This window comes from Chromobacterium sp. CCUG 76385 (genome assembly GCF_059916625.1).
In genome coordinates this window covers 17,245-40,300 of the sequence record NZ_JAUCGU010000033.1, presented here as the reverse complement: position 1 = coordinate 40,300, position 23,056 = coordinate 17,245, and the positions used below count along the sequence as shown (strand labels likewise).

Here is a 23,056-nt window from a genome sequence, read left to right as displayed (position 1 = left end):
CTACGCCATTTGTAGAAGGTGGCTTCAGAGAAGCCTCCCTGGCGGCAGACCTCCTTGATGGCCATGCCGAGTTCGGCTTGCTTGAGAAAGCCGATGATCTGCTCTTCGGTGTATCTGCTCTTCTTCATATCCGTCATTTTCCTTCAAGTGACGGACTTCTCTCTACTTTTGATTGGTAGGGGCTGAGGGGAGCAGATCAGACACAGTAAGTTGAACTTCGCTGCCCCAGCTCAACCTGCACTCCAGCAAATCCCAAACTAACATGGAACACAAAACCAAACCGACGTACCCCATCCCCATCAGCGCAAGCCGGCTCCGAAGCCATTTCCAAGGTTTTAAGACGCCGGCTGTCCGACGCGGGGCGACGTTAGCGCCCCGCGAGTTCCGGCGGCTCCTTGGAAATGGCTTTGGAGACGGGGTTTCGCCGCGCTGCTGGGGTCGCCTAGGGGTGTCGGGGAGCTGGCGAGACAGCTCCCCGACCTGCCCGGCGGGCAGCCCCACCATCAAAATCCATCGTCCGCGAAGCGGACACAAAGCTACATGACCATAATCGGTGCGTCACCCCTTAGGGGTGACGCACCCTACCCGCTCTTTCGCAACCGGCGGCAAATCACCAACAAGCTGGAGGCCGCGACAACCGCGGTCGAGAAAATGACCATATACAGCGGCTTTACCTGGAACAGATAGGGCTGCAGATAGGCCAGTCCGACGACGACGAGATACAAAATGGCAACCGCGATGGCGATAGCCAGCCCCGCTGCCAATACATGATTAAGCATGCCCACTCCTGATGAAGTTCAGCGCCTGGCGTCCTTCAGAAAGCTCCAGCAAAGAGGGCTTGGAAATGGCGGAACACCCGCTTGGCGGGCTTCCGCCCTACAAAATACATTTATCATATCACCCGGCCAAAACAAAAAGGGCAAGCCCCAAGGCTTGCCCCTTCTTCATCTGACAGCGGTCAAAACCGCCGATCAAACCTTACTTCTTGCGCTGCGGCGGCAGGTCCGTGCAGGTGCCGTGCGCCACTTCCGCGGCCATGCCGATGGACTCGCCCATCGTCGGGTGCGGGTGGATGGTCTTGCCGATGTCGGTGGCGTCGCAACCCATCTCGATCGCCAGGCACACCTCGCCGATCATGTCGCCGGCGTGCGGGCCGACGATGCCGCCGCCGATGATCTGGTGGCTTTCGGCGTCGAAGATCAGCTTGGTGAAGCCTTCGTCGCGGCCGTTGGCGATGGCGCGGCCGGAGGCGGCCCACGGGAACACGCCCTTCTCGATCTTCAGGCCCTGCTTCTTGGCTTCGTCCTCGGTCACGCCCACCCAGGCCACTTCCGGGTCGGTGTAGGCCACGCCCGGGATCACGCGGGCGTCGAAGTAGGACTTCATGCCGGCGCAGTTTTCCGCCGCCACGTGGCCTTCATGCACGCCCTTGTGCGCCAGCATGGGCTGGCCGACGATGTCGCCGATGGCGAAGATGTGCGGCACATTGGTGCGCTGCTGCTTGTCCACCTGGATGAAGCCGCGGTCGGTCACCGCGATGCCGGCGTTTTCCGCGCCGATCAGCTTGCCGTTCGGCGCGCGGCCGGTGGCGTACAGCACCAGATCGTAGCGTTGCGGTTCCTTCGGGGCTTGCGCGCCTTCGAAAGTCACCCACACGCCGTCTTCCTTTGGCTCCACGGCCACGGTCTTGGTGTTCAGCATGATGTTGTCGAAGCGGTGCGCGTTCCACTTCTGCCATACCTTGACCAGGTCGCGGTCGGCGCCCTGCATCAGGCCGTCCATCATTTCCACCACGTCCAGGCGCGCGCCCAGCGTGGAGTAGACGGTGCCCATTTCCAGGCCGATGATGCCGCCGCCGATGATCAGCATGCGGTCGGCCACGCCCTTCAGCTCCAGCGCGCCGGTGGAGTCCACCACGCGCGGATCGTCCGGGATGAACGGCAGCTTCACCACGCGGGAACCGGCGGCGATGATGGCGTTCTTGAACTTGACGATCTTCTTCTCGCCGGACTCTTCGCGGCCTTTGCCGGTGGTCAGCGAGACTTCGATGTGGTGCGGGTCGATGAAGCGGCCGTTGCCGCGCACGATTTCCACCTTGCGCGCCTTGGCCATGCCGCCCAGGCCGCCGGTCAGCTTGGCGATCACTTTTTCCTTGTAGCCGCGCAGCATGTCAATGTCCACTTCCGGCTTGCCGAACTTGATGCCGTTGGCGGCCAGGTGGCTCACTTCGTCGATCACCGCGGCGTTGTGCAGCAGCGCCTTGGACGGGATGCAACCCACGTTCAGGCACACGCCGCCCAGGGTGGCGTAACGCTCGACGATGACGACCTTCAGGCCCAGGTCGGCCGCGCGGAAGGCGGCGGAGTAACCGCCGGGGCCGCCGCCCAGCACCATCACGTCGCACTCGATGTCGGCGCCGCCGCTATGGCTGGCGGCGATCGGCGCGGCTTGCGGCGCGAAGCCGGCTTGGGTGGTGGCGGAAGCCACGCCCACGGTTTCCACCGGCTTGACTTCAGCCGGCGCGGCGGCCGCAGCGGCGCCCGCTTCCAGCACCACGATCAGGTCGCCTTCGGAGACCTTGCTGCCCACGGCGACGCGCACTTCCTTGACGGTGCCGGCGGCTTCGGCCGGCACTTCCATGGTGGCTTTGTCGGTTTCCAGCGTGATCAGGCTGGCTTCTTTTTCAATCACGTCGCCCGGCTTGACGAACACTTCGATCACGTCCACGTTGTTGTGGCCGCCGATGTCCGGGACTTTCAATTCGATCAGATTGCTCATGGTTTTCCATCCGTAGGGCGGAAGCCCCCGCTTTACCGGGGGCGTTCCGCCGTATTGCATGCGGCAAGGAGAAGGCGGAACGCCTCGGCAAGCCGAGGCTTCCGCCCTACCATCACAGGATCAGACGGCGCACGTCCGACAGCAGCTTGCCCAGGTGCACGGTGAAGCGCGCGGCGGCCGCGCCGTCGATCACGCGGTGATCGAAGGACAGGGAGAGCGGGCACATCAGGCGCGGCGCGAATTCCTTGCCGTTCCACACCGGCTTGATCTGCGACTTGCAGACGCCGAGGATGGCCACTTCCGGCGCGTTGACGATAGGCGTGAAGCTGGTGCCGCCGATGCCGCCCAAGGACGAGATGGTGAAGGTCGCGCCCTGCATGTCGGTCGGCTTCAGCTTGCCTTCGCGGGCCAGCTTGGACAAGTCGGTCAGTTCCTGGGCGATCTGGCGCAGGCCCTTCTTGTCCGCGTCCTTGATCACCGGCACTACCAGGCCGTTAGGCGTGTCGGCGGCGAAGCCGATGTGGTAGTACTGCTTCAGCACCAGATTGTCGCCATCCAGCGAGCTGTTGAAGGTCGGGAAGGCCTTCAGCGCCTCGGCGGCGGCCTTGATGATGAAGGCCAGCGGGCTGATCTTCAGGCCGGACTTTTCCCATTCCTTGCCCACGGTCTTGCGGAAGTCTTCCAGCTCGGTGATGTCGCACTCGTCGTTGAACGTGACGTGCGGGATCATCACCCAGTTGCGCGACAGGTTGGCGCCGGAAATCTTCTGGATGCGCGACAGCGGCTTGGTTTCGATCGGGCCGAACTTGGCGAAGTCCACCTTAGGCCACGGCAGCAGGTCCAGACCCGCGCCGGAGCCTGCCGGCGCGGCGGCCGGGGCCAGCGCTGCCGGGTTCTGCATCACGCCCTTGACGAAGGCTTTGACGTCGTCTTCGGTGATGCGGCCCTTGCGGCCGTTGCCCTTCACCTTGCCCAGGTCCACGCCCAGTTCGCGCGCCAGGCGGCGCACGGACGGACCGGCGTGGGCCTTGGAGAAGGCGATTTCGTCGATGGCGGCGGACACGGCTGCGGCGACCGGCGCCACGGCTGCAGGCGCGGCGGCAACCGGAGCCGGAGCGGCCGGAGCGGCTGCCGGAACCGGCGCAGCAACCGGGGCGGAAGCGGCGATGGCGCCCTCTACCACCACGATCAGATCGCCTTCGCTGACCTTGTCGCCCACCTTGATCTTCACTTCCACCACCTTGCCGGCGGCGGTGGCCGGCACTTCCATGGTGGCCTTGTCGGTTTCCAGCGTGATCAGGCTGTCGTCGACGGCGATTTCGTCGCCGACTTTGACGGTCACTTCGATGACGTCGACGCCGCTATGGCCGCCGATGTCCGGCACGCGGATTTCGCTGCGGCCGGAAGCCGCCGGGGCCGCCGGAGCGGTTGCCGGAGCCGGGGCTGCGGCCGGAGCGGCTGCGGGTGCCGGCGCGGCGGCGGCCGGGGCCGGAGCGGACGCGGCGGCGCCCACTTCTAGGATGGCGATCACGTCGCCTTCGGAAATCTTGCCGCCCACGGCGACTTTCACTTCCTTGATCACGCCGGCGGCTTCGGCCGGCACTTCCATGGTGGCCTTGTCGGTTTCCAGGGTGATCAGGGAGTCGTCCACGGACACGGTCTGGCCCGGGGCGATGAATACTTCGATGATGTCTACATTGCTGTGCCCGCCGATGTCGGGCACTTTCAGTTCGATCAGATTGCTCATGAGCTTTCCATTCGTAGGGCGGAAGCCCCTCTCGGGGCGTTCCGCCGGATATCCGCTACAGATTCGCTTGCCATAGTAAAGGCGGAACGCCCCGTACTCCTTCGCGACGCTTCGCTTGCCTCGCTCAGTCATGCCGGGGCTTCCGCCCTACCGTTACACCTTCCAGCTCGGCAGCTTGTCGGTCTTGATGCCGTACTTGGCGATGGCCTCGGCCACCTTGGCGCCTTCGATCTTGCCGTCGCGGGCCAGAGCGGACAGGGCCGCCAGCGCCACGTGGTAACGGTCCACTTCGAAGAAGGAGCGCAGGTTGGCGCGGCTGTCCGAGCGGCCGAAGCCGTCGGTGCCCAGCACGACGTAGCGGCCCGGCACGTAGGCGCGGATCTGGTCGGCGTAGTTGCGGATGTAGTCGGTTGCGGCAACCACCGGGCCGGAACGGCCGGCCAGCTGCTGCTCGACGTAAGAGGAACGGGCCTCGGCGGTCGGGTTCAGCAGGTTGTGGCGCTCGGCTTCCATGCCGTCGCGGCGCAGCTGGTTGAAGGAGGTCACGCTCCAGATGTCGGCGCCGATGCCGAAGTCGTTCTTCAGCAGTTCGGCCGCGGCCATCACTTCGCGCAGGATGGTGCCGGAGCCCATCAGCTGCACCTTGACGGGGGCAGAGCCGCCATCCTGCAGCAGGTACATGCCCTTCAGGATGCCCTCTTCCGCGCCTGCCGGCATGGCCGGGTGGGCGTAGTTTTCGTTCATCAGGGTCAGGTAGTAGAAGACGTCTTCCTGTTCCGCGTACATGCGGCGCAGGCCGTCCTGCACGATCACCGCCAGTTCGTAGGCGAAGGTCGGGTCGTAGCTGATGCAGTTCGGGATCAGGCCGGCCTGGATGTGGCTGTGGCCGTCTTCATGCTGCAGGCCTTCGCCGTTCAGCGTGGTGCGGCCGGCGGTGCCGCCCAAGAGGAAGCCGCGGGCGCGCATGTCGCCTGCCGCCCAGGCCAGGTCGCCGATGCGCTGGAAGCCGAACATCGAGTAGTAGATGTAGAACGGAATCATCGGCTGGCTGCTGTTGGCGTAGCTGGTCGCGGCGGCGATCCAGTCGGCCATGGCGCCCGGCTCGTTGATGCCTTCCTGCAGGATCTGGCCGTCCTTGGATTCCTTGTAGAACATCAGTTGGTCGGCGTCCTGCGGCACGTAATTCTGGCCCTGGGTGGACCAGATGCCGTACTGGCGGAACATGCCTTCCATGCCGAAGGTGCGGGACTCGTCCGGCACGATGGGCACAATGCGCTTGCCGATGTTCTTGTCCTTCAGCAGCGTGCCCAGCATGCGCACGAAGGCCATTGTGGTGGAGTACTCGCGCTCGCCGGACGATTGCAGCTGGCCGTCGAACACCGACAGCGGCGGCACTTCCAGCACGGTGTTGACCGGCTTGCGGGCCGGCAGATAGCCGCCAAGCTGGGCGCGGCGTTCGCGCATGTACTTCATTTCCGGGCTGTCTTCCGGCGGCAGGTAGTACGGCACGTTCGGCAGCTCTTCATCGGACACCGGAATGCCGAAGCGGTCGCGGAATTTGCGCAGGCTGTCCAGGTCCATCTTCTTGGCCTGGTGAGCGATGTTCATCGCCTCGCCGGACGCGCCCATGCCGTAACCCTTGATGGTCTTGGCCAGGATCACGGTCGGACGGCCGTTGGCGTTGTGGGTGGCTTCGTGGTAAGCCGCGTACACCTTATGCGGGTCGTGGCCGCCGCGGTTGAGATTCCAGATCTCTTCGTCGGACATATTGGCCACCATTTCGCGCAGCTCCGGGTACTTGCCGAAGAAGTGTTCGCGAACGTAAGCGCCGTCCTTGGACTTGAAGGTCTGGTAGTCGCCGTCCACGCACTCGTCCATGCGCTTTTTCAGCAGGCCCTTGGTGTCCATGGCCAGCAGCGGGTCCCAACGGGAGCCCCAGATCACTTTCAGCACGTTCCAGCCGGAACCGCGGAAGTCGCCTTCCAGTTCCTGGATGATCTTGCCGTTGCCGCGCACCGGGCCGTCCAGACGCTGCAGGTTGCAGTTGATCACGAACACCAGGTTGTCGAGGCCTTCGCGCGCGGCCATGGCGATGGCGCCCAGCGATTCCGGCTCGTCCATTTCGCCGTCGCCGCAGAAGCACCACACCTTGCGGCCATGGGTCTTGGCCAGGCCGCGGCTTTCCAGGTACTTCAGGAAGCGGGCTTGGTAGATGGCCATCAGCGGGCCCAGGCCCATGGAAACGGTCGGGAACTGCCAGAAGTCCTTCATCAGCCACGGGTGCGGATACGAGGACAGGCCCTTGCCGTCCACTTCCTGGCGGAAGCTATCCATTTGCTCGGCGGTCAGGCGGCCTTCCATGAAGGCGCGGGCGTACACGCCCGGCGCGATGTGGCCTTGGAAGTAGATCAGATCGCCGTCTTGCTCGTCGTTCTGGGCGCGCCAGAAGTGGTTGAAGCCGACGTCGTACAGCGTGGCGGAGGATTGGAACGATGCGATGTGGCCGCCCAGCTCCAGATCCTTCTTGCCGGCGCGCAGCACCATGGCGGCGGCGTTCCAGCGGTTGATCGAGCGGATGCGATGCTCCATCTCGTGGTTGCCCGGCGACTTGACTTCTTTGCCGACCGGGATGGTGTTCTGATACGCGGTGGTAGCGTCGAACGGCAGGTGGGCACCGCGACGGCGGGTGCGCTCGACCATTTTTTCCAGCAGGAAGTGCGCGCGTTCTGCGCCTTCGTTGTCCAGCACCGATTCCAGCGCTTCAGTCCACTCCTGGGTTTCCAACGGATCGATATCGTCAGGGAAAGTTGCAGCCATCTCTGGTCCTCACAGCGGGTGACATCGGGGACCGCGTCGTGGTGCCGGCCCCGCGTTTATGCAATTGGCTCGAAACCGAGCCAATTATTTGATTTGCGATTATAAACGAACAGATTCGCAAATAAAAATGTTCATTTGCGAATTGATATTGCGAGACTACGCCAGTGTACGACTGGTTACATTCGTAAAGGAATAGGCGTAACGACCGATGACAGCAGGAAGTCGCAAAAACAATCGATGGTGCAACGCATCATGTTGTTTTTTTGCGATAACTCGCGCGAATTTGAAACATTTGTTTCAATTGCGGTCAGCTTTGCGTTCCTCCTTGGCCAGCGGCGCCACTTCGCGCAGGCGGGCATCCACCATGGAGCGCAGATAGAAATCATCGCCCTTGGCCTTGCTGGCCAGCTGATACTGCTCCATCGCCGCGTTATAACGCTGTTCGTAATAGAAAGCGTTGCCCAGCGCGGCGTGGTAGCGCAGCGGATCCTTGTCGGCGTACAGCTTGGCCTCGCGCCGGTACAGCGCCGGATCGTCGCGCTTGCTGTCCAGCAAGGGGCGCAGCAGCGCCTGCGCCGTCTTGCGGTCGCCGCTGTCCAGCGCCACATCCAGCTGCGCCAGCTGCAAGGCCGCATTGCGCGGGAACGCGTCCAGGCCGGCGCGCGCCGCCTTGGCCGCCCCGGCCCAGTCGCTGCCGTCGCGGGCGATCTCCACTTCCAAGCCGTACAGCATCGGGTTATCGGGCAACTTGGCGCGGGCCTTGGCCAACGCTTCGCGCGCGCCGGCGCGGTCGTGCTGCTGCAGCTTGGCGCGGGCCAGGCCATACCAGTTGGCGCCTTCGCTCAGGTACAGCCCGCGGCTCAGCGTGCTGTTGTAATACGCCACCGCCTCCTCCGGCGTCATGGTCAGGTTGCGCAGCTTCTCGCGCACCAGCAGGTAGTCGGTGCTGTCGGCGCGCATCTTCACCGGGTAATCCAGCGCGCGGTTCTGCGCCTCGCTGATCCGCTCCACCGTCACCGGGTGGGTGCGCAGGAAGGCGTAGGCGGTGCTGTCGGTGTATCGGCTGGCCTGCTCCAGGCGCTGGAAAAACGAGGCCATATTGCGCACGTCGTAGCCGGCGTTGCTCATGTACTGCATGCCGATGCGGTCGGCTTCGCGTTCGAAATCGCGCGAGAACGCCAACTGGCGGGAAATCGACAAACCCATGCCGGCCGATACCGCGCCCATCGCGCCCTCGCCGCTGCCGGCCTTGGCCGCCAGCGCGGCGGCGACGATAGTGCCGAGCAGCAGCAAGGGACTGGTGGCACTGTTGGCGGCCTGCATCCGGGCGATATGGCGCTGGGCGACGTGAGCGGTTTCATGGCCAAGCACGCCGGCCAGCTCGCCCTCGCTCTGCGTGGCCAGGAGCAGGCCGATATTGACCCCCACGTAGCCGCCGGGCATCGCGAAAGCGTTGATGCCGGCATCGGCGACGCAGAAATAAGTGAAGCGCACGCCTTGCAGCGACACCGAGGCGGACAGTTTGCCGCCGATGTCGTTCAGATAACTGTTGATTTCCGGGTCGTCCAGCACATCGCCGGCCTCGCGCATCGCGCGCAGGGCATTGCGGCCGATGCGCGACTCGTCAGACAGAGAGAGGGAGGCATCGGAGACTTCGCCCAGATCGGGCAAATCGGCGCGGACGGACAGCGGCTGCGCCAGGGTCGAGGCCAGCAGCGCGCACAACAGACGACGTTTCATCATGGGCCCTATGATAGCCGGGAAGCCATGAAAGTTGCATTGGACAAGTTGTGCGCATTGCTAAACATTTGTTGTTCGCCGCTATTCATGACGACAGGATTCCGGCTAGACTCGATTCGTCCTCACTGCCTGCCTACCGCCATGACCCTGCTGCCCGCCGCGCCGCCGCGCCTCATCGATGCCCCCGGCCGCCCCGCTTTCGGCGTCTATCAAGGCATAGTCGACGATCTGAGCTGGCAGGCGCTGGCCCTGACGCCCAGGCAACGGCTGACCCGGCCACTGCACCACAAGCGCTGGCAATACGCCGCGCTGGCGCATGCCGACTTTTTCATCGGCTTCGCCATCGTCGATGTCGGCTGGAACGGCACCGCCTTCGCCTATCTGTTTGACCGCCGCCAGCGCCAGGTCATCGCCGCCGCCAGCGCCAACGGCCTGCCCGGCCTCGGCGCGCAAGTGGACGACCGCGTGTTCGGCCATGCCCGCTTCCATCTGCCCGGCCACGACTTCCGTTTCCAACGCGACGGCGACGCGCTGCGGCTGAGCCTAAGCAGCCGTAAACTGACGCTGGACACCGTCGTCGACTTGAGCGCCGCGCCGCCGGTGCTGGCCGCCATCGCGCCGGCCAACTATCTGGCGCACAGCACGCACAAGAGCGGCGGCCTGCCGGTGAGCGGCGAGGCGCGCTGCGCCGGCGGCCGCTTCGACCTGGCGGGCGCGGTGGCCTCGCTGGACTATTCCAACGGGCTGCTGGCGCGCGAGACGCGCTGGCGCTGGGCCAGCGCCCACGGCAGAGACATCGGTTTCAATCTGCAGCAGGGCTTCATGGGCGACGCCGAAAACGCCGTGTGGCTGAATGGCAAACTCTTCCGCGTCGGCGCCGCCTCGTTCGATTACCAGTCAAACGATCCGCTGGCGCCGTGGCGCGTCGCCAGCGCGGACAGCCGGGTGGATCTGATGTTCACGCCGGAAGGCGCGCGGCGCGAAGACAAGAACCTGCTCATCGCCGCCAGCCGCTACGTGCAGCCGATAGGCCGTTTCAACGGCACGCTGATCGACCCGGACAGCGGCGAGCGCCACGCGGTGCGCGAGCTGGTCGGCGTGACCGAGGATCATGTGTCGCGCTGGTAGCGCGACCCGCAGGAAACACTATGCTGTTGCTGAAACTGCTGCTGGTCCCCGCGCTGATCTGGCTGATCAGCCTGGCAGCCAAGAAATGGGGGCCGGGCGTGGCCGGCGCGCTGGCGGGCTTTCCGGTGATCACCGGCTCCATTTTGTTGATCCTGAGCCTGGAACATGACGTCGCCTTCGTCCGGGAGGCCTCTCTCGCTGCCGCGTTGGGCACCAGCGCCAATCTGGTGTTCGGCATCGCGTATAGCTGGGCGGCGCGCAAGCAATCATGGCCGCTCAGCTTGCTGGCCGGCTTGGCGGCTTACGCGCTGGCGGTGACGCTGGGCTACTGGGCGCAGACGTCCGGTTGGCAATGCGCCGCTTTCGGCCTGCTTTTTCTGCCGCTGGCCGACAAGTGCTTTCCCACGCCGCCCAATGCGCCTGATCGACCGCCGCGCCACGCCGGCATGGCGGCCCGCATGCTGGCCGGAGCCGCCCTAGTGCTTGCCATCACCGGCTTGTCATCCCGATTAGGTCCCAGCCTCAGCGGCCTGTTGGCGGTGTTTCCGGTGCTGGGTTCGGTACTGGCGGTGTTCAGCCACATCAGCGCCGGCCCCGCCGTCACCATTCGGCTACTGCGCGGCATGGTGCGCGGCTTTTACGCCTTTGTCGCGTTCTGCATCGTCCTCGCCCTGGCCTTAGGCGCGTTGCCTACACCCTTGGCCTTCGGCAGCGCGCTGGCCTTGGCGGTGCTGGTGCAAATCGTATTGATGTGGCTGGGACGCCATCGCCATTAAAAGAAAACGCCCCGCGGCTAGCGCCTGCGGGGCGGTTCGAGACCGACGGACTGAAATCAGCGCGCGCCGATGGGCAGCACGGTGCGGCCGTGCTGTTCGTTCAGCACGGTGGCCATCGCCAGATAGATGGCGCTGGCACCGCAGACGATGCCTTCGAAGCCGGCGATCATGCCGATCACGGCGCTGCCGGTGAAGTCGCGCGCCGCCAGCAGGAAAAACAGCACGGTCAAAGAGGCGAACACGAACTGCTTCACGCGCGGGTAATGGACCGTGCCCAGCAGCATGAACAGCGTGAACACGCCCCACAGCAGCAGATACCAGGCCATATAGCCCTCCGGCGTGGCATCGGCCAGACCCATCTTGGGCAGCACCAGCAGCACAACCAGGCTCAGCCAGAACAGGCCGTAAGACAGGAAGGCGGTCACGCCGAAAGTATTGCCGCGGCGGAATTCCATGATGCCGGCGATGATCTGCGCCACGCCGCCATAGCAAAGGCCCATCGCCAGGATCATCGCGCTGATCGGATAAAAGCCGGCGTTATGGATATTCAAAAGAATGGTGGTCATGCCGAAGCCCATCAGGCCCAGCGGGGCCGGGTTAGCCAGTTTTTCGTTCACAAAGCGCTCCAAAATAAGCAAGCATTAATATTTAAGGAGGCGCGATTCTAGGCAAGCCCACCGGCTACGGCAAGGAGATTCATCAAACTCTGTATAATTAGTGTGCCTGCCAGCCATCGCATGGTCCCGCCCCCGAACAGACCCGCCTGCTGCGAATTTCTGTCCCGACTTTGCCGACTGGTGATAGCATGCCGCCCGGAATGGAGTAAAAGCACCAGGGCGTATTGACCTTTATTTTCCCTAAAGCAGGGCGGGAGAATGAACGTGAATACGTCCCGTACACGTCATCCGCACAGGAATATAGACCGCATGGACCGACTGAATACCCTGCTCGAACACAACCGCGCCTTCGTGGAAAGCCGCGAGTACGAGCAATACAAAACCGACAAGTTTCCCGGCAAAGGCCTGGCCATCCTGGCCTGCATGGATGCGCGCCTGGTGGAGCTGCTGCCCAAGGCCATGGGCCTGAAGAACGGCGACGCCAAGCTGATCAAGAACGCCGGCGCGCTGATCACCCACCCATGGGGCTCGGTGATGCGCAGCCTGGTGGTCGCCGTATACCAGCTGCGCGCCGAGGAAATCTGCGTGGTGGCGCACCGCGACTGCGGTATGCGCGCCATCGATCCGAACACCATCCTGGCCAGCGCCCAAGAGCGCGGCATCAGCGAAGACACCATCGCCACGCTGCGCGCCGCCGGCATCGATCTGGACACCTGGCTCAAGGGCTTCGACAACGTATCCGACAGCGTGCGCCATTCGGTGCAGACCATACGCAACCACCCGCTGATGCCCAAGGACGTCCCGGTGCATGGCTTGGTGATCCACCCGTCCACCGGCCGGCTGGAAGTCATCGTCAATGGTTACGGCGATGGCGAAGAGGTTGCGCCCGCCGCATGAATCCGCGCATCGGGGTCTTCGGCGGCACGTTCGACCCCATCCACCATGCCCATCTGCGCATGGCGCGGGCCTTCGCCGCCGAATTGCAGCTCGATGAAGTCCGGCTGATCCCGGCCGGACAGCCCTACCACCGCGACAGCGGCCCCCATGCCAGCCCGGCCGAGCGCTTGGAAATGGTGCGCCTCGCCATCGCCGGCGAGCCGGCGCTGCGCGCCGATGACCGCGAAATCCGCCGCCCGCGCGCCGCCTATACCGTGGAAACCCTGCGCGAACTGCGCGCCGAGCTCGGCCCTGCCGCCGAGCTTTGGTTTCTGATCGGTGGCGACTCGCTGGCCCAGCTGTCCAGCTGGAAGGCGTGGCGCGAGCTGTTCGCCCTGGCCAACCTGGCCGTCGCCCTGCGTCCCGGCTTCGATCCGGACCACCTGCCGCCGCCAGTGCTGGACGAGTGGCGGGCTCGGCAAGTCCATGATTTTTCAAATCGAACAGCTTCCGGTACAATCCGGCCCCTGGCACTGCCGCCGCTTGATCTGTCCGCCACCCGCCTGAGAGCGATGCTGGCCGCGGACGAAGCGGTGGATGGCCTGATCGACCCCGCCGTGCTGGCCTACATCCGCCGGCAGGGGCTATACCGGTAAGGCGCCGCCCTACCCGCTCTTTTTGGTACCTCTTGCCGGCCTGTGCCTGCTAAGTACCGGCACAGGAAAAGGACTTATGGAAATTCAAGAAATCAGCAAACTGGCTATCGAAGCCCTGGAAGACATCAAGGGCAAGGACATCATCGAGCTGGATACCAGCAAACTCACCTCGCTATTCCAGCGCATGATCGTCGCCACCGGCGACTCCAACCGCCAGGTGAAGGCGCTGGCCAACAGCGTGCAAGTGAAACTGAAGGAAGCCGGCGTGGACATCGTCGGCAGCGAAGGCCACGAAAGCGGCGAATGGGTGCTGGTGGATGCCGGCGACGTGGTGGTGCATGTGATGCTGCCCGCCGTGCGCGACTACTACGACATCGAAGCGCTGTGGGGCGGCCAGAAGCCCAGCTTCGCCGTCGGCGCGGCCAAGCCGTGGTCTGCCGTCTAAGCTGACCCTCCGGGCGGGCATCAGGCCCGCCCTTGTTTCTTCATCCGCACAAGCCCTTCCCGATGAAAATCACCATACTCGCCGTCGGCACCAAGATGCCGCGCTGGGTCGATGAAGCCTATTCCGACTACGCCAAGCGCTTCGGCCGCGACATCAGCCTTGAGCTGAAAGAGATCAAGCCGGAGAAACGCGGCGGCGGCGTCACCGCCGAGAAAGGCATCGCCGCCGAACACGAACGGCTGCTAGCAGCCATCCCGCCGCGCGCGCGGCTGGTGGTGATGGACGAGCGTGGCAAGAACTGGACCTCGGTCAAGCTGGCGGAAGGCCTGAAAGAATGGATGGCGGGCGGCGACGACGTGGTGTTCGTCATCGGCGGAGCCGATGGCCTGTCGACCGAACTGAAACAGCGCGCCGACGTGCTGCTGCAGCTATCCGCAATGACCCTGCCGCACGGCATGGTGCGGGTGATGCTGGCCGAACAGATCTACCGCGCCTACTCCATACTCAACAACCATCCGTATCACCGCGAATAAGCCACCCAACAGCCGAGCCCATCAGGTACGAGATTGCCGCCGCTGCGGATGATTTCACCCGGCCGAGCAGCGCCCGATGGGCAGCGAACGCCTATATCAATCATCAAGCGGCTCCTGCTCAAGCGACGCGGATGGCCGCAGTGGGCATCATCAGGGGTGCCAACTTATCCACAGAAATGGCAATATCCCAAACTTATGCACAGATTGATGCTGCCTGCTGCCGCATAAAGTCCAGAAACACCGCCAGCCTGGCCGAAACTCCGCGCGACGATGGCCACAATAATCGCAAGGGCGCCCTTTCTCCCTTTTCGCTGCGCAGCAGCGGCAGCAAGCTGCCATCGCCCAGCTCCCGCTGAATGGAGATGTCCGGCAGGCAGGCGATGCCTTGTCCTTGCAGAACAAACTCCAGCCTGGCATGCACGCTGTTGCACACCAGCGCGCGCGGCAGATCGGCATCGACCGAGGGCCACCCTTCCAGCTTGCCGCTATTGGGCGAGCGGTAATGGATCAGCCGGTGTTGCGCCAACTGCTTGGGATGATCAGGGCGGCCATAGCGCGCCAGATAGCTCGGCGCGGCCACGATCAACCGGCGAAACCCCGGCAGCGGCAGGCTGCGCAGCTTGCCGTCATCCTCCTCGCCAACCCTGATCGCCGCATCGAAGCCCTCCTCGATCAGATCGACATTGCGCTCGCTGTAATCCAGCTCCAGCGCGATATCGGGGTAGCGAAGCTGGAATGCCGCCAGAGGCTCGATCAACACGCCGCCAATAGGCGGCAGGCTGAGCCGCAATACGCCTCCCGGCAGGCGGCTGGCGCGCTCCAGCTCCGCGCGCATCGCCTCGGCCTCGGCCAGCATGCTGCGGCCGCGGCGCAATACTGTTTCTCCTTCCGCAGTCAGGGCCAGCGCGCGAGTGCTGCGCTGCAATAAGCGCATGCCCAATTCCCCTTCCAAGCGGCTGATGCGCTTGCCCACCGCCGACGCGGAAACCCCCAGCAGCCTTCCCGCGCCGACAAAGCTGCCTTGCTCCGCCACCGCGATGAAAACCGATAAATCACTCAATGAAGCCAACACCGCGTCCTCCTTTCCATGGCGGGCAGTGTAGCGCCATTCATGACAAATAGCTCCGGACAGTGCGGAGGGCTGCCCACCTGTTTCCTGCGCCATGCGAGGTTTAGGCTAGGGGCTGTTGACGTTTTGTGAGCGGTCGCGCCGGGATGCGTTTTGCGACGAATCGAGGCGTTTCGCGCGCCGCATAGTCATTCTCTGCCAGCGCGGAACAACGAAGAGTCGGCGCGAAAGGCGCCCGGCCCTGCGGGTTTGGCCGCTTTGGGCCGGAAGCCGCGTTGCCCAGCCCTTGCATAGAATGACTATGCGGCGGACTGCGCGCCTTGCTTCCGGCCCAAATCGGCGCAAACGCGATCCACTCACCAAACGTCAACAGCCCCTAGCGCATCCCATCATTGACAGGACTCGCCATGCCTTCCCCCCGCTTACTCAGCCCCGCCCTGTTGACGCTGGCCGTCGCCGCCTTTGCCATCGGCACCGCCGAATTCATCATCATGGGTCTGCTGCCCATCATGGCAGCCGATCTGCACATCCCTCTGTCCCGCGCCGGCTATCTGGTATCGGCCTACGCTTTGGGCGTCGTGGCGGGCGGACCGGTACTGGCCGGCCTCATCGCCCGTTTGGAGGAAAAGCGCGCGCTGATGGGCTTGATGTCGATTTTCATCGCCGGCAATCTCGCCTGCCTGCTCGCGCCCAGCCTGATGCCTTTATTGCTGGCGCGGGTGCTGACCGCGTTTTGCCACGCCAGCTTCATCGGCACAGCCGCGGTGATGGCGGCGCGGCTGGCTCCGCCCGGGATGGCGGGGCGGGCGATGGCGCTGATGTTTTCCGGCATGACGCTGGCCAATGTGCTGGGAGTGCCGGCCGGCACGCTGATTGCTCAAGTCAGCGGCTGGCGCGCGTCTTTCGCCTCAGTGATGGCGCTCGGCATCGTCGCGCTGCTGCTGATTGGCTGGCTGGTCCCGGCACGGTCCGGCAGCCCGGCGAGCGCTGCCACGCCACCGCGGCTGCCGGGCGTGGTTTGGTTCGCGCTGCTCTGCAGCGTGCTGGCTGCCAGCAGCATGTTTGCCTTTTTCACCTATCTGCTGCCGGTGTTGAACCAGATCAGCGGCTTGCCGCGGGCATACGCCAGCCCGGCCTTGCTGCTGTGCGGAATGGGTTTGGTGCTGGGCGGTTGGCTGGGCGGCCGCTTGAGCGACTGGCACCTGAGCCATGGCCTGATACTGACCTTGTTGCTGCTATGCGCCAGCCTGCTCGGCTTTTATCTGCTCGCCGCGCGGCTGGGCCTGGCCCTACTGCTGATGGCGATATGGGGAAGCATGGCGTTTGCCTTGTGCATGTTGTTGCAGGCGCTGGTCATCCGGCTGGCGGGATCGGCCGCCGCCCGCGCCTCCACCTTCAATGTCGGCGCCTTCAATCTGGGCAACGCGCTGGGGGCTTGGTTGGCCGGCAGGCTGCTGGATCAAGGCGGATCGTTGACGCAGCTCAGCCTACTCGCCGCGGCGCTGGCGGCCTTGACCTTGCTGGCTACGCTTGGAGTACTGCAAACTCGCGCCGTTCGAGGCATGCGCCTCGCCAGGGCGTAAAAAACGGGCCGTCGCGGCCCGTCCTTATCAACGGCATCGGCTCAGGCGGCCAGCCGGGTGGCCAGCGCCCGCATGGTCTGCCACGGCTCGCCCGGCTCCACGCCCTTGATCTGGCGGTCGATGCGCGCGCATTCGGACAAGGCGTCCATCAGCTTGCGCGGGCCGATGCGGCGCAGCGCGGGCTCGGCCAGTTTTTGCTTCTCGCCCCACAGCCTGAGCTCGCGCGCCATGTCGCGCGGCTGGCGGCCATCCTTCAGACCCTGGCGCAGCTTCAACAGCATGCGCACATCCTCCGCCAGCGACCACAACACCAGCACCGGCGCTTCGCCTTCGGCCATCAAGCCATCCAGCATGCGCAGCAGGCGCGGCGTGTCGCCGGACAGCCAGGCCTCGGACAACTGGAACACGTCGAAGCGGGCGACATTGGCCACCGCGGCCTGCAAGTCGGCCAGGCTCAGCTCGCCCTTGGGGTAGAGCAAGGCCAGCTTGTCCACTTCCTGGCGGGCGGCCAACAGATTGCCCTCCACCCGCTCGACAAAGAACTCCAGCGCCTCCGCGCCCAGCTGCTGCCCCTGCGCCTTGAGCCGGCGCGAAATCCAGGCCGGCAGCTCGGCGCGGCTGACCAGACGCGCCTCCACCACCATGGCAGCCTTGTCCAGCGCGGCAAACCATTTGCTCTGCTGCTGCGCCTTGTCCAGCTTGGGCAAGGTGATCAGGGTGATGGTGTCCTGCGGCGGCTGGGCGGCCAGACGCTGCAGCGCCTCCGCGCCTTCCACTCCGGGCTTGCCGCCGGGAATGCGGATTTCCAGCAGCTTCAGCGAGGCGAACAGCGACACGCTGGACATGGAATCCGTCAGCTGCGACCAGTCGAAACCAGCCTCCACCGTCAGCACCTCCCGCTCCAGATAGCCGGCGGCCTGGGCCGCCTGGCGCACGGCGTCGGCCGCCTCCAGCGCCAGCAGGGCTTCCTCGCCATGCACCAGATACAACGGCGCCAGCCCCTTGGCCAGCGCCGCGTTCAGCGCGTCAGGGCTGAGTGACGGCATCGGGCTTCACGCTCTGCGAGCCGGCCGGACCGGCTGCCGGCACTTTCAGATACGCCAGGCGGCGCACGATCTGCTCGGCCGCGTCGCGGCGGGCGTCGGTCCACAGCAGGTCTTCTTCCTGCTGCTTGCCCAGCACCTGGTTATCCGAGTAGTTCATGCTGCGGCGCACCGTCGCCGTCATGTCCGGCTCCACCGGCACGCCGTTCAGCACCAGCCGCACCGTGACGGTGTAGGTCAGCTGATACTCGTTGATGCGGCCGCCGGTATTGATGGTGAGAATGTCTTTGGACTGGTTCTCGCCCACCACGCTGAGCACCGCTTGCGCGCCCTTGGCCTGGTCCAGCACTGTCAGCGCGGGCTGGCGCGCCAGCACGGTGCGCAGGTCGGATTCAATCGACTTGCCGCCGGCCTCCAGGTACAGCGTGGAGAACGGCAGCGGCTTCATCGTGCCGCCCAGGCCGCGCAGATGGAAGCCGCAGGCGGTCAGCAGCAAGGCGAAGCCGGCGAACAGGGCCAGTTGCAGCGTGTGTTTCATGTTTTCCCCCATGGCGGATGGCCGCCAGTCAAAACGGCGCGGGACAGCCATGCTGCCCCGCGCCGCGCGTCAGGATAAGATTAAACGACGATGTTCACCAAGCGGCCCGGCACCACGATGATCTTCTTGGCCGGCTTGCCTTCCATGAATTTCTGCACGTTCTCATGCGCCAGCGCGGCGGCTTCGATCGCATCCTTGGCGGCGTCGGCAGCCACGGTGACGCTGCCGCGCAGCTTGCCGCACACCTGCACCATCAGCTCGATCTCGCTCTTCACCAGCGCGGCCTCGTCCACCTTGGGCCAGGCTTGCGCCAGCAGCTCGGTGCCCGGCTTCAGCGCGCTCCAGATGCCGTCGCAGACGTGCGGCACGATGGGCGACAGCAGCAGCGTGACGGCTTCCAGCACTTCCTGCGCCACGGCGCGGCCGATGTCGCCGGCGGTGTCGGCCTTGTCGTAGGCGTTCAACAGCTCCATCACCGCGGCGATGGCGGTGTTGAACTGCTGGCGGCGGCCGTAGTCGTCGGCCACTTTCTGGATGGTGCTGTGCAGCTTGAAACGCAGCTCCTTCTGGCTGGCGTTCAACTCGCCGGAAACGTACGGCGCCACCACGCCGGCCTCGACGTGCTCGCGCGCGGTCTTCCACAGCCGCTTCAGGAAGCGGAACGCGCCTTCCACGCCAGCGTCGGACCATTCCAGGCTCTGCTCCGGCGGCGCGGCGAACATCATGAACAGGCGCGCGGTGTCGGCGCCGTATTTCTCGATGAATTCCTGCGGATCCACGCCGTTATTCTTGGACTTGGACATTTTCTCGATGCCGCCCACCACCACCGGCAGGCCGTCCACGCGGTGCTTGGCCGCGATGATCTTGCCCTTGGCGTCGCGTTCCAGAATCACGTCCTGCGGCGCGATCCAGTCCTTGGTGCCGTTGGGCAGGTCGCGGTAGAAGGTCTCGCACACCACCATGCCCTGGGTCAGCAGGCTCTTGAAGGGCTCATCCGACGACACCAGGCCCTCGTCGCGCATCAGCTTGTGGAAGAAGCGCGCGTACAGCAGGTGCAGGATGGCGTGTTCGATGCCGCCCACGTATTGGTCGACTTGCAGCCAGTAATCGGCGGCCTGCTTGTCCACCATCGCGGTGTCGCACTTCGGCGAGGCGTAGCGCGCGTAGTACCAGCTGGACTCGACGAAGGTGTCCATGGTGTCGGTTTCGCGCTTGGCCGCGCCGCCGCACTTCGGGCAGGTGGTTTCGTAGAATTCCGGCATCTTGGCCAGCGGGGAGCCGGCGCCGTCCGGAATCACGTTTTCCGGCAGCGTCACCGGCAGGTCTTTTTCCGGCACCGGCACGTCGCCGCAGCTCGGGCAATGGATGATCGGGATAGGGCAGCCCCAGTAGCGCTGGCGGGAGATGCCCCAGTCGCGCAGGCGGTACTGGGTTTTCTTGGCGCCGGCGGCCTTGGCTTCCAGATCGGCAACAATAACTTCAAAAGCACGTTCGAAATCAGCGCCATCATATTTGCCACTATTGATCGTAATCAGGCCTTCCTTAGCCGCATACCAATCTTGCCAACGATTTGGCGTCCATGCTTCCAAGTTACTATCCGGGGACGTCTCGTCACCCCTAACCCTATCTGTAATCAATACGGGACGGTCGTATACCTGCACAATTGGCAGGCCGTACTCGTTGGCGAATTCGAAATCGCGCTTATCGTGCGCCGGCACGGCCATCACCGCGCCTTCGCCGTAGCCCCACAGCACGTAGTTAGCCACCCATACCGGCAGCTTGTCGCCGGTCAGCGGGTGAATCACGAACAGGCCGGTGGGCATGCCCTTCTTTTCCATCTTGGCCACATCGGCCTCGGCGACGGAGCCGGACTTGCACTCGGCGATGAAGGCCTGCAGCGCGGCATTGCCGGCCGCGGCCTGGGTGGCCAGCGGGTGCTCGGCGGCCACGGCGACGTAGGTGGCGCCCATCAGCGTGTCCGGACGGGTGGTGTAGACCTTCAGCTCGCCCTTATGGCCGATGCTGGCCTCGTCGTACGGGAACACCACGTCGGAGCCGTAGCTCTTGCCTATCCAGTTGCGCTGCATGGTCTTGACCTGCTCCGGCCAGCCGTCCAGCGTGTCGAGGCTTTCGAGCAGCTCATCGGCGTACTTGGTGATCTTGAAGTAGTACATTGGTATTTCGCGCTTTTCCACCAGCGCGCCGGAGCGCCAGCCGCGACCATCCACTACCTGCTCGTTGGCCAGCACAGTCTGGTCCACCGGGTCCCAGTTGACCACGCCGTTCTTCTTGTAAATCACGCCCTTCTCGAACAGGCGGGTGAACAGCCACTGCTCCCAGCGGTAGTAGTCCGGCTTGCAGGTGGCCAGCTCGCGCTCCCAGTCCAGGGCGAAGCCCAGGCTGTCCAGCTGGGTTTTCATGTATTCGATGTTGGCGTAGGTCCATGCCGCCGGCGCACCGCCATTCTTCATCGCCGCGTTCTCGGCCGGCAGGCCGAAGGCGTCCCAACCCATGGGCTGCAGCACGTTGAAGCCCTGCAGACGCTTGAAGCGGGCCAGCACGTCGGTGATGGTGTAGTTGCGCACATGGCCCATGTGCAGCTTGCCGGACGGATACGGGAACATCGACAGCGCGTAGTACTTGGGACGCGACGCGTCTTCCACGGCCTTGAAGGCGGCAGTCTTCTGCCATTTCTGTTGGGCGGCGGCTTCCACCGCGCTCGGGCTGTATTGTTCTTGCATGGCGATCTTTGTCTGGACTCTGAAATACAAAAGGCGGGCTGCCCGGAGCGCGATCTGCGCGCATGCATCCGGTCAGCCCGTCCGCAAAATGATTGCCCCATTATAACGGCGTCTTCGCGTCGGCGATAAGACCCAAAAAACAATTGCTTGGCGCGCGCCGTCTCAAGGGCAGGGCTTGAGTCCCCAGCCCTTGCGCCCGCGCTTGCAGGAGAAGTCTTCCGTCACCGCGCGCAGCGTCCAAACATTGTCCTCGCGGCTGAACTCGAAGCGCTGGCGCACGCCCTTGACGCTGTCGTCCATCAGCCCCTCGCGGATCAGCGTGATGCGGGCCCGGTCGAACACTTCCGGCTGGCTGGTCTGGATCGCCTTCAGCGTGGCGTACTCGAAACGGCCGTCCTCGCCCAGACGGTTCTTGGCGAAGCGCAACGCCAACTCCAGCGGCAGCTCGCCCGGCTGGCCGGCAAAGGGCAGCCGGGCCTCGTCGCTGTAGGCGAAAGCCGCCGGCGCCGCCGTCAGCAGCCCCGCCACGCACACCATCACGCTTTTCAACACGCATCGTCCTTTTCACTGTCAGTCAAACCGGTTCGACCGCAGGCAAGCGGACAAGGTTGCAGAAGGCCTCAGCCGCGCAGCAGGCTGTACAACATTTCGCTGGCCATCGCCGCCATCAACACCGCGAAAGCTTTTTTCAATTTTGGCACCGGCAACTTATGCGCGGCCTTGGCGCCCAGCGGCGCCAGCAACACCGTCATCAGCATCAGCGCCAGCATGGCCGGCAGGTAAACGAAACCGACTGCGCCGGGCGGCAATCCCGGCGCGCCCCAGCCGCTGTACACATAGCCGACCGCGCCGGACACGGCGATCGGCCAGCCCAGCGCCGCGCTGGTGGCGATGGCGGTATGCACCGGCACATTGCACCAAGCCATGAATGGCACGCTCATCGAACCGCCACCTATGCCGACCCAGCTGGAAACCATGCCGATGGCGCCGCCGGCGACGCTTTGCCCCGCATGGCCCGGCACCTCGCGCCCGGCCTTGGGCTGACGGCCGATCAGCATCTGCGCCGCCACCGCGTAGGCATAAATCACGAAAAACCATTTCAGCGCCGCGCCGGAAATCCAGCCGGCGATCAGGCTGCCCAGCAGCGTGCCCGCCACCATCGCCGGCGCCATGCCGCGCACGATGCGCCAATCCACCGCGCCCTTCTTGTGGTGCGCGCGCACGCTGGACGCGCTGGTGAACACCATCACCGCCAAGGAAGTGCCGACCGCCAGGTGCTGCGCATGCGCGCCGCCCAGATGCGCGGCCGACAGCACCGCCAGCACCACCGGCACGATGATCAGCCCGCCGCCCACGCCCAGCAAGCCGGCCAGAAAACCAGCCACCGCGCCGCAGGCCAGCAGGGCGGCGATCAAAGGCAGCGTCAGCATCACAACACCTCGCGCATCAGATAGTCCCACTCCTCCGCCGTCACCGGCGTGATGGACAGGCGATTGCCGCGCTTGAGCACGGCCATGCCTTCCAGCGGCGGGTGCTGGCGCAGCTCGGCCGGAGACACCAGCCGCGTCTTCTTGACGAAGCGCACGTCCACGCACAGCCAGCGCGGCTGGGCCGGATCGGATTTGGGATCGTGATAAGGGCTCGCGGGATCGAACTGGCTGGCGTCCGGATGCGCCCGCGCGGCCACTTCAGCCAGACCGGCGATGCCCGGCTCCGGGCAGGACGAGTGCCAGAACAACACGAGATCGCCGGGCTGCATCTGGTCGCGCATGAAATTGCGCGCCTGGTAATTGCGCACGCCAGTCCATTCGAACAGCCGCGCGGGTTCGGCAGCCAGGTGGTCGATCGAAGTTTCGTCCGGTTCGGACTTCATCAGCCAATAGCGCATAGACAATATCTGTTAATCGCTGAGAGGAAAGAGAAAAACTTGCTCAATCTTACTGGAAAGATTGGCCCGTATGCTGGTTTC

The 23,056-nt window shown here is 64.6% G+C and carries 21 protein-coding genes; 7 read left to right on the top strand and 14 right to left on the bottom strand.

Translation table 11 applies throughout. The annotated features are described in order from the left end of the window. The 6 genes from QUG01_RS17040 to QUG01_RS17015 form a co-directional block, all read right to left on the bottom strand. Positions 1-128, bottom strand: a 128-nt coding sequence (locus QUG01_RS17040; protein WP_500831139.1) for a transposase, incomplete at its 3' end; no start/stop codon positions are given. A gap of 453 nt (positions 129-581) precedes the next feature. Continuing rightward, positions 582-779 carry a hypothetical protein gene (locus QUG01_RS17035; protein ID WP_500831138.1) on the bottom strand — a complete coding sequence of 66 codons (198 nt, stop codon included), beginning with the start codon at positions 777-779 and terminating at the stop codon, positions 582-584. Positions 780-978: 199 nt separating this feature from the next. Next, entirely contained in the window at positions 979-2,778 is a 1,800-nt protein-coding gene (gene lpdA / locus QUG01_RS17030; RefSeq protein WP_071109738.1) for a dihydrolipoyl dehydrogenase, read from the bottom strand. Positions 2,779-2,890: 112 nt separating this feature from the next. Further along, positions 2,891-4,525 carry a dihydrolipoyllysine-residue acetyltransferase gene (aceF, locus tag QUG01_RS17025; RefSeq protein ID WP_500831137.1) on the bottom strand — a complete coding sequence of 545 codons (1,635 nt, stop codon included), beginning with the start codon at positions 4,523-4,525 and terminating at the stop codon, positions 2,891-2,893. Between the two features lie 153 nt (positions 4,526-4,678). Further along, complete coding sequence (gene aceE, locus QUG01_RS17020; protein WP_500831136.1) at positions 4,679-7,342, bottom strand: pyruvate dehydrogenase (acetyl-transferring), homodimeric type; 2,664 nt, start codon at positions 7,340-7,342, stop codon at positions 4,679-4,681. A gap of 297 nt (positions 7,343-7,639) precedes the next feature. Beyond that, positions 7,640-9,085 carry a M48 family metalloprotease gene (locus QUG01_RS17015; protein WP_500831135.1) on the bottom strand — a complete coding sequence of 482 codons (1,446 nt, stop codon included), beginning with the start codon at positions 9,083-9,085 and terminating at the stop codon, positions 7,640-7,642. A gap of 138 nt (positions 9,086-9,223) precedes the next feature. Here QUG01_RS17015 and QUG01_RS17010 point away from each other — a divergent pair, with 138 nt between their 5' ends. Together QUG01_RS17010 and QUG01_RS17005 are read left to right on the top strand one after the other, a co-directional pair. After that, the gene (locus QUG01_RS17010) at positions 9,224-10,210 is read left to right on the top strand and encodes a DUF2804 domain-containing protein (protein ID WP_500831134.1); all 987 of its coding nucleotides are present in this window, start codon (positions 9,224-9,226) and stop codon (positions 10,208-10,210) included. A 20-nt stretch (positions 10,211-10,230) separates the two neighbouring features. After that, complete coding sequence (locus tag QUG01_RS17005) at positions 10,231-10,986, top strand: hypothetical protein (protein WP_500831133.1); 756 nt, start codon at positions 10,231-10,233, stop codon at positions 10,984-10,986. Positions 10,987-11,042: 56 nt separating this feature from the next. Here the strand turns inward: QUG01_RS17005 and QUG01_RS17000 are convergent, their stop codons facing one another. Continuing rightward, complete coding sequence (locus QUG01_RS17000; RefSeq protein ID WP_043622392.1) at positions 11,043-11,603, bottom strand: acetate uptake transporter; 561 nt, start codon at positions 11,601-11,603, stop codon at positions 11,043-11,045. A 309-nt stretch (positions 11,604-11,912) separates the two neighbouring features. On the opposite strand from QUG01_RS17000, the gene QUG01_RS16995 reads away from it, so the two are divergent. From QUG01_RS16995 to rlmH, 4 genes are all read left to right on the top strand, one after another. Then, the gene (locus tag QUG01_RS16995) at positions 11,913-12,500 is read left to right on the top strand and encodes a beta-class carbonic anhydrase (protein WP_500831132.1); all 588 of its coding nucleotides are present in this window, start codon (positions 11,913-11,915) and stop codon (positions 12,498-12,500) included. Further along, entirely contained in the window at positions 12,497-13,135 is a 639-nt protein-coding gene (gene nadD / locus QUG01_RS16990) for a nicotinate-nucleotide adenylyltransferase (RefSeq protein WP_500831131.1), read from the top strand. The genes QUG01_RS16995 and nadD overlap by 4 nt, the downstream gene beginning before the upstream one ends. 76 nt (positions 13,136-13,211) lie before the next feature. Further along, a complete protein-coding gene (gene rsfS / locus QUG01_RS16985) occupies positions 13,212-13,580 on the top strand; it encodes a ribosome silencing factor (RefSeq protein ID WP_011134073.1) in 369 nt (122 codons plus the stop codon). 62 nt (positions 13,581-13,642) lie between these two features. Continuing rightward, complete coding sequence (gene rlmH / locus QUG01_RS16980) at positions 13,643-14,113, top strand: 23S rRNA (pseudouridine(1915)-N(3))-methyltransferase RlmH (protein ID WP_106075634.1); 471 nt, start codon at positions 13,643-13,645, stop codon at positions 14,111-14,113. Between the two features lie 193 nt (positions 14,114-14,306). On the opposite strand, the gene QUG01_RS16975 is transcribed toward rlmH, so the two are convergent. After that, positions 14,307-15,182: a LysR family transcriptional regulator gene (locus QUG01_RS16975; protein ID WP_500831130.1), complete on the bottom strand. Its 876-nt coding sequence runs from the start codon at positions 15,180-15,182 to the stop codon at positions 14,307-14,309. A 407-nt stretch (positions 15,183-15,589) separates the two neighbouring features. Between QUG01_RS16975 and QUG01_RS16970 the strand changes: the two genes are divergently transcribed. Continuing rightward, complete coding sequence (locus QUG01_RS16970; RefSeq protein WP_500831129.1) at positions 15,590-16,765, top strand: MFS transporter; 1,176 nt, start codon at positions 15,590-15,592, stop codon at positions 16,763-16,765. Positions 16,766-16,806: 41 nt separating this feature from the next. Here the strand turns inward: QUG01_RS16970 and holA are convergent, their stop codons facing one another. The 6 genes from holA to QUG01_RS16940 all read right to left on the bottom strand — a co-directional run bounded on the left by holA (position 16,807) and on the right by QUG01_RS16940 (position 22,975). Next, positions 16,807-17,811, bottom strand: coding sequence for a DNA polymerase III subunit delta (gene holA / locus QUG01_RS16965; protein ID WP_500831128.1), 1,005 nt, complete (start codon positions 17,809-17,811; stop codon positions 16,807-16,809). After that, positions 17,792-18,346 (bottom strand): LPS-assembly lipoprotein LptE, encoded by a 555-nt coding sequence (locus QUG01_RS16960; protein ID WP_500831127.1) that lies wholly within the window; start codon positions 18,344-18,346, stop codon positions 17,792-17,794. The genes holA and QUG01_RS16960 overlap by 20 nt, the downstream gene beginning before the upstream one ends. Before the next feature lie 80 nt (positions 18,347-18,426). Continuing rightward, positions 18,427-21,087 carry a leucine--tRNA ligase gene (leuS, locus tag QUG01_RS16955; RefSeq protein ID WP_500831126.1) on the bottom strand — a complete coding sequence of 887 codons (2,661 nt, stop codon included), beginning with the start codon at positions 21,085-21,087 and terminating at the stop codon, positions 18,427-18,429. 162 nt (positions 21,088-21,249) lie between these two features. Then, entirely contained in the window at positions 21,250-21,639 is a 390-nt protein-coding gene (locus QUG01_RS16950; protein WP_500831125.1) for a hypothetical protein, read from the bottom strand. Positions 21,640-21,707: 68 nt separating this feature from the next. Next, positions 21,708-22,517, bottom strand: coding sequence for a sulfite exporter TauE/SafE family protein (locus QUG01_RS16945; RefSeq protein ID WP_500831124.1), 810 nt, complete (start codon positions 22,515-22,517; stop codon positions 21,708-21,710). Next, complete coding sequence (locus QUG01_RS16940) at positions 22,517-22,975, bottom strand: EVE domain-containing protein (protein WP_500831123.1); 459 nt, start codon at positions 22,973-22,975, stop codon at positions 22,517-22,519. Before QUG01_RS16940 ends, QUG01_RS16945 begins: the two co-directional genes overlap by 1 nt. Positions 22,976-23,056: the final 81 nt, after the last annotated feature.

Excerpts from the sequence above, each read along its gene's own strand:
- QUG01_RS17035 (WP_500831138.1), bottom strand. The coding sequence starts at position 779 with ATGCTTAATCATGTATTGGCAGCGGGGCTGGCTATCGCCATCGCGGTT.
- lpdA (WP_071109738.1), bottom strand. The coding sequence starts at position 2,778 with ATGAGCAATCTGATCGAATTGAAAGTCCCGGACATCGGCGGCCACAAC.
- aceF (WP_500831137.1), bottom strand. The coding sequence starts at position 4,525 with ATGAGCAATCTGATCGAACTGAAAGTGCCCGACATCGGCGGGCACAGC.
- aceE (WP_500831136.1), bottom strand. The coding sequence starts at position 7,342 with ATGGCTGCAACTTTCCCTGACGATATCGATCCGTTGGAAACCCAGGAG.
- QUG01_RS17015 (WP_500831135.1), bottom strand. The coding sequence starts at position 9,085 with ATGATGAAACGTCGTCTGTTGTGCGCGCTGCTGGCCTCGACCCTGGCG.
- QUG01_RS17010 (WP_500831134.1), top strand. The coding sequence starts at position 9,224 with ATGACCCTGCTGCCCGCCGCGCCGCCGCGCCTCATCGATGCCCCCGGC.
- QUG01_RS17005 (WP_500831133.1), top strand. The coding sequence starts at position 10,231 with ATGCTGTTGCTGAAACTGCTGCTGGTCCCCGCGCTGATCTGGCTGATC.
- QUG01_RS16995 (WP_500831132.1), top strand. The coding sequence starts at position 11,913 with ATGGACCGACTGAATACCCTGCTCGAACACAACCGCGCCTTCGTGGAA.
- nadD (WP_500831131.1), top strand. The coding sequence starts at position 12,497 with ATGAATCCGCGCATCGGGGTCTTCGGCGGCACGTTCGACCCCATCCAC.
- rsfS (WP_011134073.1), top strand. The coding sequence starts at position 13,212 with ATGGAAATTCAAGAAATCAGCAAACTGGCTATCGAAGCCCTGGAAGAC.
- rlmH (WP_106075634.1), top strand. The coding sequence starts at position 13,643 with ATGAAAATCACCATACTCGCCGTCGGCACCAAGATGCCGCGCTGGGTC.
- QUG01_RS16970 (WP_500831129.1), top strand. The coding sequence starts at position 15,590 with ATGCCTTCCCCCCGCTTACTCAGCCCCGCCCTGTTGACGCTGGCCGTC.
- holA (WP_500831128.1), bottom strand. The coding sequence starts at position 17,811 with ATGCCGTCACTCAGCCCTGACGCGCTGAACGCGGCGCTGGCCAAGGGG.
- QUG01_RS16960 (WP_500831127.1), bottom strand. The coding sequence starts at position 18,346 with ATGAAACACACGCTGCAACTGGCCCTGTTCGCCGGCTTCGCCTTGCTG.
- leuS (WP_500831126.1), bottom strand. The coding sequence starts at position 21,087 with ATGCAAGAACAATACAGCCCGAGCGCGGTGGAAGCCGCCGCCCAACAG.
- QUG01_RS16945 (WP_500831124.1), bottom strand. The coding sequence starts at position 22,517 with ATGCTGACGCTGCCTTTGATCGCCGCCCTGCTGGCCTGCGGCGCGGTG.
- QUG01_RS16940 (WP_500831123.1), bottom strand. The coding sequence starts at position 22,975 with ATGCGCTATTGGCTGATGAAGTCCGAACCGGACGAAACTTCGATCGAC.